General features: G+C 33.9%; 13 protein-coding genes. 8 read left to right on the top strand and 5 right to left on the bottom strand.

Going from position 1 to position 17,114, the window contains the following annotated elements:
- Positions 1-276 precede the first annotated feature (276 nt).
- Positions 277-969, bottom strand: a complete 693-nt coding sequence (locus tag J7K39_08350; GenBank protein MCD6179901.1) for a Crp/Fnr family transcriptional regulator — start codon at positions 967-969, stop codon at positions 277-279.
- A 225-nt stretch (positions 970-1,194) separates the two neighbouring features.
- Between J7K39_08350 and panB the strand changes: the two genes are divergently transcribed.
- The 5 genes from panB to J7K39_08375 all read left to right on the top strand — a co-directional run bounded on the left by panB (position 1,195) and on the right by J7K39_08375 (position 5,521).
- The gene (panB, locus tag J7K39_08355) at positions 1,195-2,016 is read left to right on the top strand and encodes a 3-methyl-2-oxobutanoate hydroxymethyltransferase (protein MCD6179902.1); all 822 of its coding nucleotides are present in this window, start codon (positions 1,195-1,197) and stop codon (positions 2,014-2,016) included.
- A 34-nt stretch (positions 2,017-2,050) separates the two neighbouring features.
- Complete coding sequence (locus tag J7K39_08360; protein MCD6179903.1) at positions 2,051-3,247, top strand: aminopeptidase; 1,197 nt, start codon at positions 2,051-2,053, stop codon at positions 3,245-3,247.
- Positions 3,248-3,270: 23 nt separating this feature from the next.
- Positions 3,271-4,056 (top strand): ABC transporter permease, encoded by a 786-nt coding sequence (locus J7K39_08365; protein MCD6179904.1) that lies wholly within the window; start codon positions 3,271-3,273, stop codon positions 4,054-4,056.
- Between the two features lie 52 nt (positions 4,057-4,108).
- Complete coding sequence (locus J7K39_08370) at positions 4,109-5,101, top strand: ATP-binding cassette domain-containing protein (GenBank protein ID MCD6179905.1); 993 nt, start codon at positions 4,109-4,111, stop codon at positions 5,099-5,101.
- A 177-nt stretch (positions 5,102-5,278) separates the two neighbouring features.
- Positions 5,279-5,521: a DNA-binding protein gene (locus tag J7K39_08375; GenBank protein MCD6179906.1), complete on the top strand. Its 243-nt coding sequence runs from the start codon at positions 5,279-5,281 to the stop codon at positions 5,519-5,521.
- A 53-nt stretch (positions 5,522-5,574) separates the two neighbouring features.
- Here J7K39_08375 and J7K39_08380 read toward each other — a convergent pair whose 3' ends face one another.
- Both J7K39_08380 and gdhA read right to left on the bottom strand, forming a co-directional pair.
- On the bottom strand, positions 5,575-6,567 hold the full coding sequence (locus tag J7K39_08380; GenBank protein MCD6179907.1) for an endonuclease/exonuclease/phosphatase family protein: 993 nt from the start codon (positions 6,565-6,567) through the stop codon (positions 5,575-5,577).
- Positions 6,568-6,679: 112 nt separating this feature from the next.
- The gene (gdhA, locus tag J7K39_08385; GenBank protein ID MCD6179908.1) at positions 6,680-8,029 is read right to left on the bottom strand and encodes an NADP-specific glutamate dehydrogenase; all 1,350 of its coding nucleotides are present in this window, start codon (positions 8,027-8,029) and stop codon (positions 6,680-6,682) included.
- 248 nt (positions 8,030-8,277) lie between these two features.
- Between gdhA and aspS the strand changes: the two genes are divergently transcribed.
- Positions 8,278-10,032 carry an aspartate--tRNA ligase gene (aspS, locus tag J7K39_08390; protein MCD6179909.1) on the top strand — a complete coding sequence of 585 codons (1,755 nt, stop codon included), beginning with the start codon at positions 8,278-8,280 and terminating at the stop codon, positions 10,030-10,032.
- Positions 10,033-10,309: 277 nt separating this feature from the next.
- Here the strand turns inward: aspS and J7K39_08395 are convergent, their stop codons facing one another.
- Together J7K39_08395 and J7K39_08400 are read right to left on the bottom strand one after the other, a co-directional pair.
- A complete protein-coding gene (locus tag J7K39_08395; GenBank protein ID MCD6179910.1) occupies positions 10,310-10,786 on the bottom strand; it encodes a CYTH domain-containing protein in 477 nt (158 codons plus the stop codon).
- 47 nt (positions 10,787-10,833) lie between these two features.
- Complete coding sequence (locus J7K39_08400) at positions 10,834-14,289, bottom strand: pyruvate, phosphate dikinase (protein ID MCD6179911.1); 3,456 nt, start codon at positions 14,287-14,289, stop codon at positions 10,834-10,836.
- A 122-nt stretch (positions 14,290-14,411) separates the two neighbouring features.
- On the opposite strand from J7K39_08400, the gene J7K39_08405 reads away from it, so the two are divergent.
- Together J7K39_08405 and J7K39_08410 are read left to right on the top strand one after the other, a co-directional pair.
- Complete coding sequence (locus J7K39_08405) at positions 14,412-15,068, top strand: response regulator transcription factor (protein ID MCD6179912.1); 657 nt, start codon at positions 14,412-14,414, stop codon at positions 15,066-15,068.
- A 101-nt stretch (positions 15,069-15,169) separates the two neighbouring features.
- Positions 15,170-17,038, top strand: a complete 1,869-nt coding sequence (locus J7K39_08410; GenBank protein ID MCD6179913.1) for a LysM peptidoglycan-binding domain-containing protein — start codon at positions 15,170-15,172, stop codon at positions 17,036-17,038.
- Positions 17,039-17,114 lie beyond the last annotated feature (76 nt).

Here is a 17,114-nt window from a genome sequence, read left to right on the forward strand (position 1 = left end):
TTTTCTTGATATTACATCCCTTACTTTATCAGAACGAGACCTTAAAGTAATTGTCTTCTATCACAAAACCTCATTAATTTGGAATACAAATATTAAGTTATCAATCCTTTGCAATAAAGGTGAAATTCTTGAAGTGGTATTAAGATACATCGATTTATTAAGAATTAAGGGTTGGAAAGTAAAACACTTTACTAATCGCGAAAAAGTAGCGGAATGGTGTAGTCAGAAATGATATTATTTAATAATATTTGTCTTTTCCGTTAAAGAATTTCTCCATTAACCAAACCGGCTCACTTTTTTAAGCATATCGAGCTTAACAATTTTAATGCCTTTGCCATCGGTTTCTATAATGCCATCATCTTTAAAATCCTTTAAAATTCTGATAGCACTTTCGTTAGACATTGCTGTTAAATCGGCTAAATCTTTACGAGAAAAAGCCAGCGAAAATTCGTATGAACCGTAGATACGGTTTGCTAAGCAAAGTAAAATATCGGCCATACGACCGTGCAGTTGTTTTTGTGTTAGACTAAAAAAACGATCGTATATCAAAACCTGTGCTTCATGGCCGTTTTTCATTAAAAACCAAGCAAAATTAGAGTTTGATTGAGCAACTTGCTTAATTATTTGCAAATCGAAAAAACAAACTTCAACATCTTCCAAAGCTGCTACGGTATAATGGAACACATTATCTACCGACATAGAAGGGATTTCTAAAAAACAACCTGGAGGATTTATGCATAGTATTTGGGTGCGACTATCTTCTTCCAGATAACTTTTGGTTAGTCCTTTTTGTACAAACAATAAATGTGTTGCAAAAGAACCTTGCTTGCAAATCACTTCTCCTTTATTAAATTTAAGTTCAACTCTATGTGCATTTAACAGGTCAATCTCTTCTTTACTTAAAGATTGAAAAGCTACTGACTCGCAAAAACAATCTATACATTGTGTAGTTAATTTAGGCTTGGCCATAAGTGATTTTTTCTGCAAATATAAGAAATTAAAGTTTTAATGAATTGTTGTATATTAAGTAGAAAAAGTATCTGTATGTAACCAATTTATAAAATTTGTATTTTGTATAATAATTCATACTTTTTTAGGGAAATTTTTTGGGTATCCTTAAAATTAAGGAAGTCTTTATAAAACATTTATATAAGCGATAAATGTTGTAGTTTTGGCAATATAAATTCGATAATTATGTCTGCATATTTAGAATCAAATTACAAGAAGGTTACCACTCACGTTCTTCAAGAGATGAAATTACGTGGAGAGAAAATTGCTATGTTAACAGCTTACGATTATTCCTCGGCTACGCTATTAGATGCAGCGGGTATAGATGTAATCTTAGTCGGTGATTCGGCATCCAATGTGATGGCCGGACACAAAACAACCTTACCTATTACTCTGGATCAGATGGTATATCATGCTTCTTCGGTAATGCGTGGTGTCGATCGTTCTTTAGTTGTTGTTGACTTACCTTTTGGAACTTATCAGGGAAATTCCAAAGCAGCTTTGAACTCTGCCATAAAAATCATGAAAGAGTCGGGAGCAAATGCCATAAAAATTGAAGGTGGACACGAGGTCTTGGAATCTGTCGATCGTATTCTTTCTGCCGGAATTCCGGTTATGGGACATTTAGGATTAACGCCTCAATCTATTCATAAGTTTGGAACTTATGTTGTACGTGCAAAAGATGAAGACGAAGCTAATCAATTACGCGAAGATGCTAAACTTCTTGCTAATGCAGGTTGTTTTGCATTAGTATTAGAAAAAATTCCAGCTAAACTTGCTGCCGAAGTTACCAAGTCAATTAAAATCCCCACTATTGGAATTGGAGCGGGATCTCAGGTAGATGGCCAGGTTTTGGTTTTACACGATATGTTGGGTATTACTCAAAAATTCAGCCCCCGTTTTCTACGTCGTTATCATAATCTAAGTGAAGAAATTAAAGGTTCTGTGAGGGCTTATATTAAAGACGTAAAAACGCTCGACTTTCCAAATGAAAAAGAACAGTATTAGATAATATTTTTATAAATAGTTAAACACAAATATTATGAGCCGATTTTTAACACTTTTGTTAATTGTTGCACTTATTCCGTTATCGGCATTGGCCAAAAAAAAGCCTGATAAGAAAGGCTATAAGTTTACAATGCTTTATGAAGTTCCCACAACACCGGTAAAAAATCAGTATCGTACCGGAACTTGTTGGAGTTTTTCGGGATTAGCTTTTCTTGAAACGGAAATGTTACGAATGGGAAAAGGCGAATTTGATTTTGCCGAGATGTTTATTGTTCATCAAGCTTATATTGAAAAAGCACAACGCTTTATGCGTTTTCAAGGAAAAACAAACTTTGGTAACGGTGGTATTATTCATGATGTTTTATACAATATTAAAAAGTATGGACTGATGCCGGAATCGGCTTATCCGGGTTTAAAATATGGTGAAGAGAAGCATGTACATGCTGAAATGGATGCTCTATTATCGGCCTATATGAATACTCTTATTGAAAATAATAATAAAAAACTTTCTACTGTCTGGTTAAAAGGATTCGAAGGTATTTTAGATGCTTATTTGGGAGAAGTTCCGGAAGAATTTGAAGTCGATGGACAGTTGTTTACTCCAAAGTCTTATGCAGATTCTCTTGGTATAAATCCTGATGATTATGTTGTTATAGGGTCTTATACCCACCACCCATTTTACGAATCTTTTGTTATTGAAATTCCTGATAATTGGTTACGAGGCAGTATTTATAATCTTCCTTTGGATGAAATGATGGAAGTAGTAAAGCATGCGCTTGAGAATGGTTATTCAGTTGGCTGGGGTGCCGACATTAGTGAAAAAGGATTTTCTTGGAAAAAAGGAGTTGCTGTTATTGCTGATGAAGAAACACCTGAACTTGATAATTTGGAACAGGCTAAGTGGGAAACAATGAGCTCTAAAGAAAAAGAAGAGTTATTATATTCTTTTGAAAAGCCCATAAAAGAAAAAGTCATTACACAGGAAATGCGTCAACAACAATTTGATAATTACCTCACTACCGACGATCACGGAATGTTGTTTACAGGTATAGCCGAAGATCAAAATGGCAAAATATATTATAAAGTAAAAAATTCGTGGAGCGAATTAGGAAATCCTTTTAAAGGTTTTTTCTTTGCTTCTAAAGCATTTGTAGAACTTAAAACAATAGATATTTGGGTTCATAAAGATGCCCTGCCTGATGAGATTAAAATAAAACTTGGAATAAAATAATAATTTACTTCATTCCTAATATTTTGGAATATAAACCTAAAAATATCAATCTAATTTTTGCTTTTTTAAGCGGTTTGATACTGCTGTTTATTATGGGTCCACTGCTGGGGATGCTCCTTGATACTCCGGCAGCTAATATTTTTGATGCTGCTAAGGAAAAGGAAGTAAGAGACAGTATAGGCTTAACACTTGGGGCCTCTTTTTTTGGAACATTGTTTTTTGCAATTGCTGCCATTCCCTTTGCATACTTATTAGCACGTAAAGAGTTTAGATTTAAACGTTTAATATCAGGAATAATAGATATTCCGGTAGTTATTCCACATTCGGCGGCGGGCATTGCTATTTTAGGATTTGTTTCGCGCGACAGTATTATTGGAGGTGCAGCAGACTCTATGGGCTTTTCTTTAGTAGGTCATCCCGTTGGTATAGCTATTGCTATGGCTTTTGTTAGCCTGCCTTATTTGATAAATGCTGCACGAAATGGTTTTGAAGCTGTTCCTGTTCGGTTGGAAAAAGCAGCTTTAAATTTGGGAGCAAGTTCATTTAAAATGTTTTTTAGCATTTCTTTACCTTTAGCTTGGCGGAATATTCTTAGCGGATTAATTATGATGTTTGCAAGAGGGATGAGTGAGTTTGGAGCTGTGGTTATTATTGCTTATCATCCAATGACTACTCCTGTAATGATTTTTGAACGCTTTGGCGCTTTCGGGTTAAAATATGCTCAACCGGTAGCAATTATATTTATCGCTATCAGTCTTATTGTTTTTATTTTTCTTCGTTGGTTATCAGGAAAAAATATACATGCTTGAATTAAAAAATATAAACCTGTCTTTTGAGTCATTTTCTATTTCAAATATTAATATGAAATTAGAAAAAGGAGACTATTTTGTTTTGCTTGGACCATCGGGAGCAGGGAAATCAGTTGTTTTGGAATTGATAGCCGGAATATTAAAACCTAAAAGCGGAAGCATTTATTTAAGTGAAGAAAACATTACTTATAAAAAAATTCAGGATAGATCGATAGGTTTGGTATTTCAGGATTTCGCCATTTTTCCGCATTTGAATGTTGAACAAAATATTGCATACCCACTAAAAATTAAAGGCTGGACAAAAACACGTATTAAGACAAGAGTTGAGGAGTTGGCAACACAAATGGATATTCTTCATTTATTGAAACGAAATACCATCGACTTATCGGGAGGAGAAAAACAAAGGGTAGCCTTAGCCAGGACATTGGCATTATCGCCGGACTTGCTTTTGTTGGATGAGCCTTTAGCATCGCTTGATGTACAACTAAAGAAAGATTTAAGAGCTCAATTAAGGAAGCTTCATAAAAGTGGCCAAACAATTATACATGTTACTCACGATTTTGAAGAAGCATTGCTTTTAGCCGATAAAGTGGCTATTTTTAATCAGGGGAAAATTATTCAACAAGGATTAAAAACAAATGTTTTTGCAGAACCGGAATCTGAATTTATCGCTAATTTCATTGGAATAAAAAACTATTTTAAAGTTTCAAATATTGGAAATAATAGTGTTGAGGTTGCGAAAAAAATAACATTTCTTTGTGAAAGTCAATCTTCTTCAAATAGAACACCAAAGGCATTAATGATTCATAGTGGCGATATTAAATTAAGTAAGCCTAATATTGAAAAAGAGTCGGATAGGAATGTATTTCCCGGAATTGTTACAGATATTTACCCTGCTTATCGAGGGGTTGAGTTACTGATTGATATTGGTCTTCCCCTACTTGTTAATATAAGTCAAAAACAATTGTTTCAATTAGATATAAAAGAAGGTGATAAACTAAATTGTTTTATTGCTCCGAAAAATATTCAAAAGATTTATCGGTAGAGTCAACTTCTGAGTTATAGAACCATTAAGTTGTGTATAATTATTTTAATTCTTTTAACTAAATTTAAGACTAAACAAGCATATATTTTCTAATTTCGATTTTTATAACACACATTATTTGCTACTTTTGTGATTGAAATATAATGGTTATTAATAATCAATTCAAAATATAAATATATGAGAATTACATTCAACGAACTTAGAAGAGTCAAAGACAGACTGCCTGATGGTGCAATACATAAAATTGCAGAAGATTTAAACTTATCGGTTGAAACAGTAAGAAATTATTTTGGTGGGTCGAATTACGAAAAAGGTGTTACTGTTGGTTTTCATACTGAACAAGGTCCTGACGGCGGTATCGTTGAGATTGACGATGCAACTATTTTTGATAAAGCAGTTGCTATTTTAGATGAAAATTAGTCTTTAAATGAATAGAAAGAGAAAGGTCAGCCATAAAAAAGTTGACCTTTTTTTTATTTTATATAAAATCGCATCCAAACAGGAAAGTGATCTGATGTTTCGCCAAATTCTTGAAGAACTTTTGCGCTAAGTTTTCCGATAAACTTAGTGTTGTAAAATATATAATCTATTTTTTCTACAGGATTTCCGGAACTAAAAGTATAGTTGTGTATTGGGTCGATAGTAAATAAACTGTCGGTGATAGCCGGAGCAATTCCCTTAACTTCAAACATTTTTCGTGCTGACTCATCCAAAGGACCATTAGCATCCATTGCTCGGCTGTTAAAATCGCCAATAAGTAAAACAGCTGAGTTATCGGCATATTTTAAATACTCTTTAATAACTGCTTCCACATGCATAATTCTGGTTTCCTGATCGTAAGCTTCTAAATGCACATTCATAATCAATAAATCGCCTTTGGTAGTTTTTACCCAGGTTTTCTGTATCAAACGATCGAGATAAAAAGCATTATAATAAAATGGGGCATTTATAGGTTTTGGAAGTCTGATGTATTCGTTTTTTAATATTTCCAAATTACTCATTAGATATTGTCCCGAAACTAATTTCCCGAAATGATATTGAAATGGCCAATAAGGAAAAGGGACGTATTTTTTATCCCAATTAATAGCAAGAGCACCATTAAAATAATTCAAATTATTTCCTAAGCTATCGGCTTGGTTATAAAAAAAAGAGCGTTTAGCATCAATATCAATTTCTTGAAATCCAATAATATCAGGTTTATATTTTCCGATAAAATTACGAGCGTTCTTTAAATTTTCCGAATATAATTTCTCGTCTCTATCAACAGCTAAATTATTTGTCATGCCCGATAGCCATCCTATATTGTATGTCATCACACTTAGAGTGTCAGAAACGATAGTTGGCTGATCGGTAAATTTATGAATTTGATTATACTTTTCGGCATTCCAATTATTAGAGCTGGCCCAAAAGTAAAAGACGATAAATGCCAAAATGAAGACAAGAAGGAAGTATAGTATTTTTTTCATCAGATTAGAACTTTAATTGTTTTCCAAACTTATAAAAAATCAGCGACATACCTTAAGGCATAAAAAAAAGGGAGCTTTTTGCTCCCTCTATTAACAAAATACACCGATTGTTTTAAACTACGCCTTGAGCTAGCATAGCATCTGCTACTTTCACAAAACCAGCAATATTTGCACCATTAACATAATTAATGAAATCGCCTTCTTTACCCCATTTTACACAATTTTCGTGGATATCAATCATAATAGAGTGTAATTTATTATCTACTTCTTTGCGTGTCCAAGATAAACGCATAGAATTTTGAGACATTTCTAAACCTGATACGGCAACACCACCGGCATTAGCTGCTTTCCCCGGTCCGTAAAGAATTTTACTGTCAATATAAATCTTGATTGCTTCCGGTGTAGAAGGCATATTAGCACCTTCTGAAATGCAATAACAACCATTATTAATTAAAGTTTGGGCTTCCTCGTCGTTAATCTCATTTTGGGTAGCACAAGGAAGAGCAACATCAACTTTAATGCCCCACGGACGTTCATCTTCAAAATATTGTACGCCAAATTTATTAGCATATTCTTTTATTCGACCACGTTTTACATTTTTCAATTCCATAATCCAAGCTAACTTTTCTGCATCGATACCATCAGGGTCATAAATAAAACCTGAAGAATCCGAAAGGGTAACAACTTTACCGCCTAACTCAGTTACTTTTTCAGTAGCATACTGAGCTACATTACCGGAACCGGAGATAGCAACTGTTTTACCTTTAAAAGTTTCATTGCGAGTGGCCAGCATTTCTTTAGCAAAATAAACAGTTCCGTAACCTGTAGCTTCAGGACGGATTAAAGAACCTCCCCAATCTAAACCTTTCCCAGTTAAAACTCCTACAAATTCATTACGTAAACGTTTGTATTGTCCAAATAAAAACCCAATTTCACGACCTCCAACACCAATATCACCGGCAGGAACATCTGTATCGGGTCCGATATGGCGTTGCAATTCAGTCATAAAGCTCTGGCAAAAACGCATTACTTCATTATCTGATTTGCCTTTAGGATCAAAATCGGAGCCACCTTTACCGCCACCCATAGGGAGTGTAGTTAAGCTGTTTTTAAGGACTTGCTCAAAAGCTAAGAATTTTAGAATGCCTAAGTTTACCGTTGGATGGAAACGTAATCCTCCTTTATAAGGTCCTATAGCACTATTCATCTCAATACGATAACCCTTATTTAATTCCACTCCGCCTTTATCATTAATCCAAGGTACTCTAAATAAAATTACTCTTTCGGGTTCAACCATCCTATCAAGAATCCTTGCCTCTTTGTATTGAGGGTTTTCTTCTACAAAAGGAATAAGAGATTCAACTACTTCATGAACTGCTTGATGAAATTCAACTTCACCCGGATTTTTAGCTATAACTTTAGCCATAAAACCTTGTACTTTTTGTTCCATTACATTCGACATAGTTTTAAATTTTATCAGATTAAATTTTTATATTTATTTACTTCAAGTTTATCTATAAAAAATATTGAAAAATAATTTTTCTATACTATTTCCGTAGATTTCGTATAAAATTCAGTAAATCACGCAAAGAGTTCCAATTGCTGTTTTTTATACAAATCCACATAAATCATTTGTCAATAATGAAGTACATAATCAGAAAAATAAGTAATTTCGCAGCCTTAAAATAAGAAGATATAAAACCTTGTACTATGTTACGCACACATAAATGTGGAGAATTAAGAATTTCAGATATAGATAAGAATGTTAAACTGAGTGGTTGGGTACAACGCTCGCGAGATTTAGGAGGAATGACTTTTATAGATTTGCGCGATCGTTATGGTATTACTCAGTTAGTTTTTAATATGGAAACTCATGCTGCATTATGCGAACAAGCAAGGAAACTTGGTCGTGAATACGTAATTCAAGTAGAAGGATTAGTAGCAGAAAGAAGTAATAAAAATGCCAAAATGCCTACCGGCGATATTGAGATAATTGTAGAAAAAATTGCGGTATTGAATAAATCTAAATTGCCTCCATTTACTATTGAAGATGATACCGACGGGGGAGAAGAAATACGAATGAAATATCGCTATTTGGATTTACGCAGAAATCCTTTGCGTAAAGCTATAGAGTTACGTCATAAAATGGCTATCACTACTCGTAACTATCTCGATGCACAAGGTTTCTTAGAAATAGAAACGCCATATCTTATTAAATCTACTCCTGAGGGAGCGCGCGATTTTATTGTGCCTTCGCGTATGAATTCCAACGAATTTTATGCTTTGCCTCAGTCGCCGCAAACATTTAAGCAACTCTTAATGGTAGGCGGTTACGATCGTTATTATCAAATAGTAAGATGCTTCCGCGATGAGGATTTACGTGCTGACCGTCAGCCTGAATTTACACAAATTGATTGTGAGATGGCTTTTGTCGATAGGGAAGATATTCTAAATACTTTCGAGGGATTGACACGTCATCTTTTTAAAGAAGTTAAAGGTTTGGATGTTGGTGAATTTCCACGTATGGAATATAGCGATGCTATGAAATATTACGGTTCTGATAAACCCGACATTCGTTTTGAAATGCGTTTTGTAGAACTTAATGAGCTAACACAGAATAAAGGATTCGCTATTTTTGATCAAGCAGAATTGATAGTTGGTATTAACGCTAACGGTTTGGCAGGATACTCCAGAAAGCAATTAGATAAACTAACCGACTTTGTAAGAAGACCACAAATTGGAGCTAAAGGCTTGGTTTACATAAAATATAATACCGATGGTAGTTTTAAATCATCGGTAGATAAATTTTATAGTACAGAAGATATGCAAGCAATAGCCGATCGTTTTGATGCTAAACCCGGCGATTTAATGTTAATTCTTTCAGGTGATACTGATGCTGTTCGCAAACAATTGGGTGAATTACGTTTAGAAATGGGTAATCGTTTGGAATTGCGTAAGCCAAATGAGTTTGCTCCTCTTTGGGTAGTTGATTTTCCACTTTTGGAGTGGGATGAAGATAGTGAACGTTTTCATGCTATGCACCATCCATTTACAAGTCCAAAACAAGAGGATATAGCTTTATTGGAAACCGATCCCGGAAAAGTAAGAGCAAATGCTTACGATTTAGTTATTAACGGAACGGAAATTGGTGGTGGATCTATTCGTATTCACAATCGCGAATTGCAAAAGCTGATGTTCAAACATCTTGGTTTTACGGATGAAGAAGCACAAGCGCAGTTCGGGTTCTTGATGGATGCCTTTGAGTATGGCGCTCCTCCTCATGGTGGCGTTGCATTTGGTTTTGATAGAATTACAGCTTTGTTTGGCGGTTCCGATTCTATCCGCGATTATATTGCTTTTCCGAAAAATAATTCCGGTCGTGATATGATGATAGATTCACCTTCGCCCGTTGCACAAGAGCAGTTGGATGAGTTGATGCTGAATATTGTTAAAGTTAAAAAGTAATCTTTCGACAGACTCAACACCATCTTTTTGCATTAGCGAGGGGAAATCGGGGCGCGACTTTAAGTCGCGCCCCGAATAAAGCTAAGCGACCCTTCATCTCGACGGAATGCAATGGAGGAGAGATCTCATTTTAAGTTGGAATGAGATTTCTCATTTCATTACACTCCATTCGAAATGAAGAAGTTTTATGATTAATTAGATTTGCTAATAATTCAATCCCTACGAGGGTTTAAAACCCTCGTAGGGATAATGGAGAACCTTCGTAGGGATAATTACATCAAGCTCTATCCCATTTGATAAAAGGATTCAAAACCAAATTGGCATTGTAATAACGAGGATCTCCGCTTACTTCTTTGCCCAGCCATTTTGGTTTTTCAAAAGCTTCTGATTCGGATTGTAATTCGACTTCTGCGAGGATAAGTCCCTTGTTTTCACCAGAAAATACATCTACTTCAAAAATATGATTTCCAATAGGAATACGATAACGTATTTTCTCAATTGAACTTCCAATGGCCAGTTTTAAAAGTTCCTTCGCTTCTTTTGTGTCAATTTCTTTTTCCCATTCAAAGCGCGATAATCCACTCGCATTTGTCTTGCCTTTAATGGTTAAAAAGGCTTTTTCATTCTGAATACGAACACGAACCGTTCTCGCCTTATCTAAAGATAAATAGCCCTGAATAATATCAAGACTTTCTTTGGCTTGACCAATAAAATCACCTTTAACTAAAAATTTACGTTCTATTTCTATTAGCACCTGACAATCTTTATTATTTACAGCCAAAAATAATCAATAAAGTCGAATTATTTTTTTGTTTTCCAATCAATTATTGCGATACGCTTTTTACCGTCCATTTTTATACAGAGTGATTTTTTAAAACGTAAGTGTTTAAAATAAGTTGTTTGTTCAATAGGCTTAATAGCTTCGAGTTTCTCCCAGTTTATATTTCCTGTTTTTTCACCTGCTTGTACTGAGAAATATCCAACATCAGCAGCTGTTACATTATGAAAGAAATGTGAGCCTGAGCTGGCATCAAGAGGAAATGTATCCAAACTTGTTTCAACAATTATTTTAGCCATTGATATTTGTGGCCAGGAAACGGGGATTCCTATCCACGGATCGCGAGTACCCCATCTTCCTGGTCCAATAAGAACATATTCTCGTCCTTCTTCTCTCATTTTTTGATTTAGGGTGCTGATTTCGCGAACCATATCATTGGTCTTACTCTTATCAAAAGTATTGATATCAGCATAAATTAAATCGTAAATATCTTCTACTTTACCATTTCCCATTCCGTGCTCGGTATAAAGTAGCAGACTGTCTTTATCGACATTTTCCATATCTATGCTATAATCTTCAGCATTACCAATAAGTGGTTTAATTTGAAGAATATAAAGCTTGCTTTTGCCCAATTCATCTTTTTCCAGATTAACAGCAAATTCTATTTCGACCGGTGCTCCCATGGCTTCTTTTACAACTTCCAAAACAATTTTGAGAGAGCTAGCCAAAGGGATATAATTATGTTTTAAAATATTGGCAAAATTTAAAATTTTCGGACCTTTATGATGACTTCCGCTAAGTAGTTGATCGTTATTTACATCATAAACGGAAGCGCAATGTTTCAGAGTGCCGTGGCTTTCAGCTTCAATTATATCCATTTTAACTAATCCCGCATCTTCTCCTTTAAGTAAATCTAAGTTTTTATTTCCCATTTGCACGGCATAAAAATGAACTTGAGAATTTTTAAGTAAAGATTTACTCGAGAAATTTTCAAGTGTAGGGTATTTAGGAGAGAATCGGTATGATTTTTCTCCTTCAACAACATATTTCCCTAGCCCTAATGCAATATTTGCAAAGCCTTCTTCCGGCTTCATATGTCCAATAGGATAATAATTATATGATTGAGCAACACCGCTAATATGAGGATAAAATACATTATTATATTGATTTCCAACAACTTCTTGAATTATGATTGCCATTTTCTCCTCTTCAATTTTATAATTAATGGCTTCTACATATGAAATTGAAGTGTCGGAATAAATAGAAGCATAAACCAGTTTTATAGCGTCTGTCAATTGCTTTAGTCGTACCTGAATATCAGGATGATCATTAGGTAAGATATAGGTATCAAAAATACCTGCAAAAGGCTGAGACAAGCTGTCTTCTAACAAACCTGAAGAACGAATAGCTAAGGGTTTTGTTGCGAGTGATACTACGCGGAATAATTTTGTAATTAATTCCTTACTTATTAAACTTTTTATAAACAGAACTTTAATTTGATTATAAGAATTTGTGTTCTTCATTTTTTCCCTCAACTGATTATTATCCAAAAACTGATCGTATTCTTCAGTTCCAATAATTAAGGTAGTGGGGATTAAAATATGGATATCAGGTAAAATTTTTGTGAAATCGAAATTATATAATAGACTGTTGAAAAAAGACAAGCCGCGTCCTTTTCCACCTAACATTCCATCGGCAAGGATAACAATATTCGAAGAATCAAGTATTTCATTATCTTCTTCAAATGGTATTAGTTTTCCTTTTTTTTGTTCGTTTCTAAATTTAGAAATGGTTTCTATTAAGTAGTTACGCAGACTCTCTCCGTCTTTAAAATCGGCAACTTTAGCAGGGTTAATTATTCGGGCAACTTGTATTTCGCCTCTAGCTTTGAGCCAAAGTGAAAAATGATTTTTGCTGGCATGATAAATTAATGACTCATCCGGAATTAAAAATAACTGCTCTTGAAACTCTTTTAATGTATGAGCAATGGCTATCTGATTCCCATCCTTATCTTTATAAAAAAAGTTACCAAATCCCAGATATTTCATTATAAATTGTTTGAATTCCTGAAATAAATTGGGCGAATTTTTATTTATAAAAGATGTTTTTAAAGCCTCTGCTTTTATTCTGTTATTTTCTTCTGATGATTGAATAATAATGGGTAAATCTTTAATTTGCTGTCGAATGTGATTTACAAGACTAAATCCTGCTTCACTATTTAGTTTGCCGTTTTTATAAAACTTAACATCGGTAATAAGGCAGAGGAAAAATTCTTTGTATTTGTTAAATATTTCAATTGCTTCTTCATAAGATTTAGTGAGGATAATCTTTGCTCTGGCGCGTAGTCGAAGGACTTTATACAATTCATCTGTGCTAACATCATCAATAATACGTCTTGTTTGATCCATTACAATATTATAAAGCATGGGCAGATAAAGAGAATAAAACTTAGGGTCGTCTTCAACAACTAAAATAACCCGAACTAAACCTTTAGTGGTGTCATTTTCAATATTAATCTTATCTTCCAAATGTTTAATCATAGTGAAAAACACCGATGATTTACCATTCCAGATAAATACTTTATTTATATGTTCATGTTCACGTGTACTATATTCTGCAATATCACGATTGTTATTCAAGAGTAAAAAGATGGGAACATAAGGGTATTCGTTTTTTATACGTTTACTGTAATTATCGGGCATTTGCCTATCTATACCCATCATAATAATTACTAAATCGTAATGCTTAACACTCAATACATCTAGAGCTTCTTCAATTGAAGATACTCCTGTAATTCGAGGTACTGAAGTTAAATTAAGTTGATAATATTTTCCCAAAACTTGTTCGGAGAATCGTCCCTCTTTTTCTATGCTATAGGCATCGTAAAGATTAGCGATAAGTAAAATTTCTTTTACTTTAAATGGCATTAAATCGTGGTAAATATCGCGTGCATAGTTGCTTCGGTTTAAATAACGCTGAAGTAATTGTTTGTTTGCAATACTTTGATCGGGGAAATAAGATTTTGGCGGAATGCTAACATAATCGCCTTCCATTTCATTTTTATCTCGAGCTTCCAAGCTGTTAAGATATCCTTCTAAACGAGATACAGTTTTTTCTAAGAGTAAGTTTTCACTATTTAAAAATGGTCCGTATGCAGCTTCTCCAAAATTTTCGATGTATTGAACATCAACAAAACCAATCTTTCTTTGTACGGTTCTAAAACGTTCTTTTAAATGACTTTTTGCAGGTTTAGGAGTCCCGGAATAATAATCTTGACCATCAAAATGAATATGAACAATAGTAAAAATTGGATATTGAAAATAATTAGGCAGGGCATTGGCAATCTGTTGAAGTAGCAAATCAGTTGATTTTCGCTCTTTTAACAAAGCTGTCATTTCGTTCAAACAAGCCAAAACATTTAGGTATTCTTCTTTTGGAATTGATTGCAGTTCGTTTTGTTGATGGTAATGTTTTGCCATAACCTTGTTGTTTTTATATAAACAGCTGACAATTTAGGCAATTTTTCTGAAAGAATAAATCGCTCACGTATAATCAAAATCGTATATTTGTTTGATGCATATACGTTTAAAAAAGCAGATAAATGATTAGCCTTTTAATAAAAGACGAATATCCTATAATTGCAGAAAGCTTAAAAGCACTCTTTAATACTACAAAAGACATTTTGGTTGAAACCACTTTGTCATCACTTCCAAACTTTGATGCAAACGGAAGGATAATTCAACCTAATATTATTTTATTTGTTGCTCATTTGGGAAGTGCTGAAGAAGCAATTAGTATTAAGCGTTTTAATCGCAATTTTGAACGAGCAAAAATTTTGGTGTTGAGTTTATCTACGGAGGAATCATTTGTCTTGCAGGTAATAAAAGCAGGAGCTAAAGGTATTTTAACACAAAATACTAATGCGAATGAATTAATAGAAGCTGTTTATACTCTAAGAAGCGGATACGATTATTATGGCAAATCCGTTACACAAATTCTTTTGAACTCGTACATTAAAAAGGCAAATGAGAATAAAGACGAAGCTTTTAGTAAACCGATGAAAGCTCTGTCGGAAAGAGAAATTGATGTGTTAAAACTTTTTGCAGAAAGTTTTACAAATCAAGAAATTGCAGATAAACTATTTATTAGTATACGTACTGTCGAAAGTCATAAAAACAATATTATGCGAAAAATAAATCTGCGTACCACAGTTGATTTAGTCAAGTTTGCAATTAGAAATAATTTAATACAGGTATAAGAGCAAACTATATTTTAAGAACAATTAGGATATTCTTATTATTTGGCTGTCGCAGACAAGTGTTTTTCGTTATTTTTGCCATCAAATTAAGATAACAATAAATGTACAACCATAAAATTCATATTATTTTACTTCTTTTTATTGGAATTCTTTTTGGAAGCTGTACCCAGATAAAAAGTGTTACTAAAAAGACAAATCGTACAAAGCCTAAAGAAGAGAAGTTAGCTCAACTGAATATTTCTCAAGATGAACTTGTTCAAAATGATTTATCTGCGGAAGTAGTTAATGATACTTTAATTGAACCAAGTGCAGATAGTTTAAGTGAAGTGAATCAGGTATTTGACACTTTAGCTTTTGCTAATTTCTTTAAAAACAAATTCGGCTATCAAGATACTATCCCGGAAAATTTAAGTATGCTAAATGGGTCTGCAATATTACAGCAATTAGATAGTTTGGCTGCGCTTAAAATATTTGATCGTTATCATTTTGAAAAGGATACTGCCGTTTTAAATGTTCATCATTTTAAAGCTGAGGAGCGTCCCGTATATTCCGATTCTGTTTATGCTTTACGTATTGGCGTTTTGAATTCTCAAACGCCTATCGATTTAGAATATAACCAACATGTAAAAGGATATATTAAAATGTATTCCGGAAAGGGCCGTAATCAAACAGCACGTATGTTAGGGCTTGCAGAGATTTATTTTCCTATGTTTGAAGCTGCACTTGATAAATATAATATTCCATTAGAAATAAAATATTTAGCTATTGTTGAAAGTGCTTTAAACCCAACTGCCGGTAGTCGTGCCGGAGCAAAAGGGCTTTGGCAATTTATGTATGCTACAGGGAAGATGTATGGCCTAAAGCAAAATTCTATGGTGGATGATCGCTACGATCCTTATAAAGCCACAGACGCTGCTTGCCGGTATTTGCTTGATCTATACGGTATTTATCACGATTGGAATTTAGTTTTAGCTGCTTATAATTCAGGACCTGGAAATGTTAATCGTGCAATTCGTCGTGCAGGAGGATTAAAAAATTATTGGGCAATTTGGCCATTTCTGCCTCGCGAAACAAGAGGATATATTCCGGCTTTTATCGCAGTTAACTATATGTTTAATTATGCGGCAGAGCATAATATTTATCCAGTAGATCCTGGGATTTTATTTAATCAGATTGATAGTATTAGCGTTCGTGATGTTATTTCTTTCGATCAAATAGCTGAATTTATGCATCTTCCTGTTGAGGATGTAAAATTCCTAAACCCTGCTTATAAGGAAGGTATTATACCTGCTGTAAATGGTCAAAAATATATTCTTCGTCTTCCTCGTAAGTATATAAATTATTTTATTGAAAATGAAGATAGCCTATATGCTTTTAAATCGAAAAAAGGTATCGAGCGTGAAAAATTGTTGGCTAAAATAAAACAGGCTAAACAAAGAAGTATTCATATTGTACGCAGTGGCGAAAATTTAGGATTAATAGCACATAGATATCGTACTTCTGTTTCTCGTTTAAAAGCTTGGAATGGTCTCAGAAGTTCACGTATTTATCCCGGACAAAAGTTAATTGTTTATAGTCCGGGTAACTCTCCCCGAACTTCCGGTATTCGGAAGCAAAGTACTACATCTTTAAATGGATTTCATAAAGTTAGATCGGGAGAAAATCTCGGACTGATAGCAAAAAAATATGGAATTACAGTCTCTCAGCTTAAGGCTTGGAATAATATTAGCAGGAATTTAATTCGTCCCGGACAGCAGCTTCGTATTAAAGCTGAAGCTCAAAAAACAACAAGTTTAACAAGTTCATCCGACAGTAAAATAATATATCATACTGTTCGTTCCGGTGATACTCTTTGGGATATTGCTAAAGAATATAATTCTACAATTAACAGTATTCGTAGACTCAATAAAATGGGGAATTCAAGTCGGTTAAAACCGGGTCAGAAATTAAAAGTACAAATTCGTTCGTAAATAAAGCCTGTTTTTGGAATGGTATTTGCTTCTTTAAGCGAGATAATAATTTCAACAATTAAGGTTTTCTATTTGT

The sequence above is a fragment of the Bacteroidales bacterium genome, assembly GCA_021157585.1.
GTDB lineage: Bacteria > Bacteroidota > Bacteroidia > Bacteroidales > UBA12170 > UBA12170.

What these genes read in the sequence shown, in the direction of transcription:
- J7K39_08350 (MCD6179901.1), bottom strand. Translation starts at nt 969, where the DNA reads ATGGCCAAGCCTAAATTAACTACACAATGTATAGATTGTTTTTGCGAG.
- panB (MCD6179902.1), top strand. Translation starts at nt 1,195, where the DNA reads ATGTCTGCATATTTAGAATCAAATTACAAGAAGGTTACCACTCACGTT.
- J7K39_08360 (MCD6179903.1), top strand. Translation starts at nt 2,051, where the DNA reads ATGAGCCGATTTTTAACACTTTTGTTAATTGTTGCACTTATTCCGTTA.
- J7K39_08370 (MCD6179905.1), top strand. Translation starts at nt 4,109, where the DNA reads ATGAAATTAGAAAAAGGAGACTATTTTGTTTTGCTTGGACCATCGGGA.
- J7K39_08375 (MCD6179906.1), top strand. Translation starts at nt 5,279, where the DNA reads ATGAGAATTACATTCAACGAACTTAGAAGAGTCAAAGACAGACTGCCT.
- J7K39_08380 (MCD6179907.1), bottom strand. Translation starts at nt 6,567, where the DNA reads ATGAAAAAAATACTATACTTCCTTCTTGTCTTCATTTTGGCATTTATC.
- gdhA (MCD6179908.1), bottom strand. Translation starts at nt 8,029, where the DNA reads ATGTCGAATGTAATGGAACAAAAAGTACAAGGTTTTATGGCTAAAGTT.
- aspS (MCD6179909.1), top strand. Translation starts at nt 8,278, where the DNA reads ATGTTACGCACACATAAATGTGGAGAATTAAGAATTTCAGATATAGAT.
- J7K39_08400 (MCD6179911.1), bottom strand. Translation starts at nt 14,289, where the DNA reads ATGGCAAAACATTACCATCAACAAAACGAACTGCAATCAATTCCAAAA.
- J7K39_08405 (MCD6179912.1), top strand. Translation starts at nt 14,412, where the DNA reads ATGATTAGCCTTTTAATAAAAGACGAATATCCTATAATTGCAGAAAGC.
- J7K39_08410 (MCD6179913.1), top strand. Translation starts at nt 15,170, where the DNA reads ATGTACAACCATAAAATTCATATTATTTTACTTCTTTTTATTGGAATT.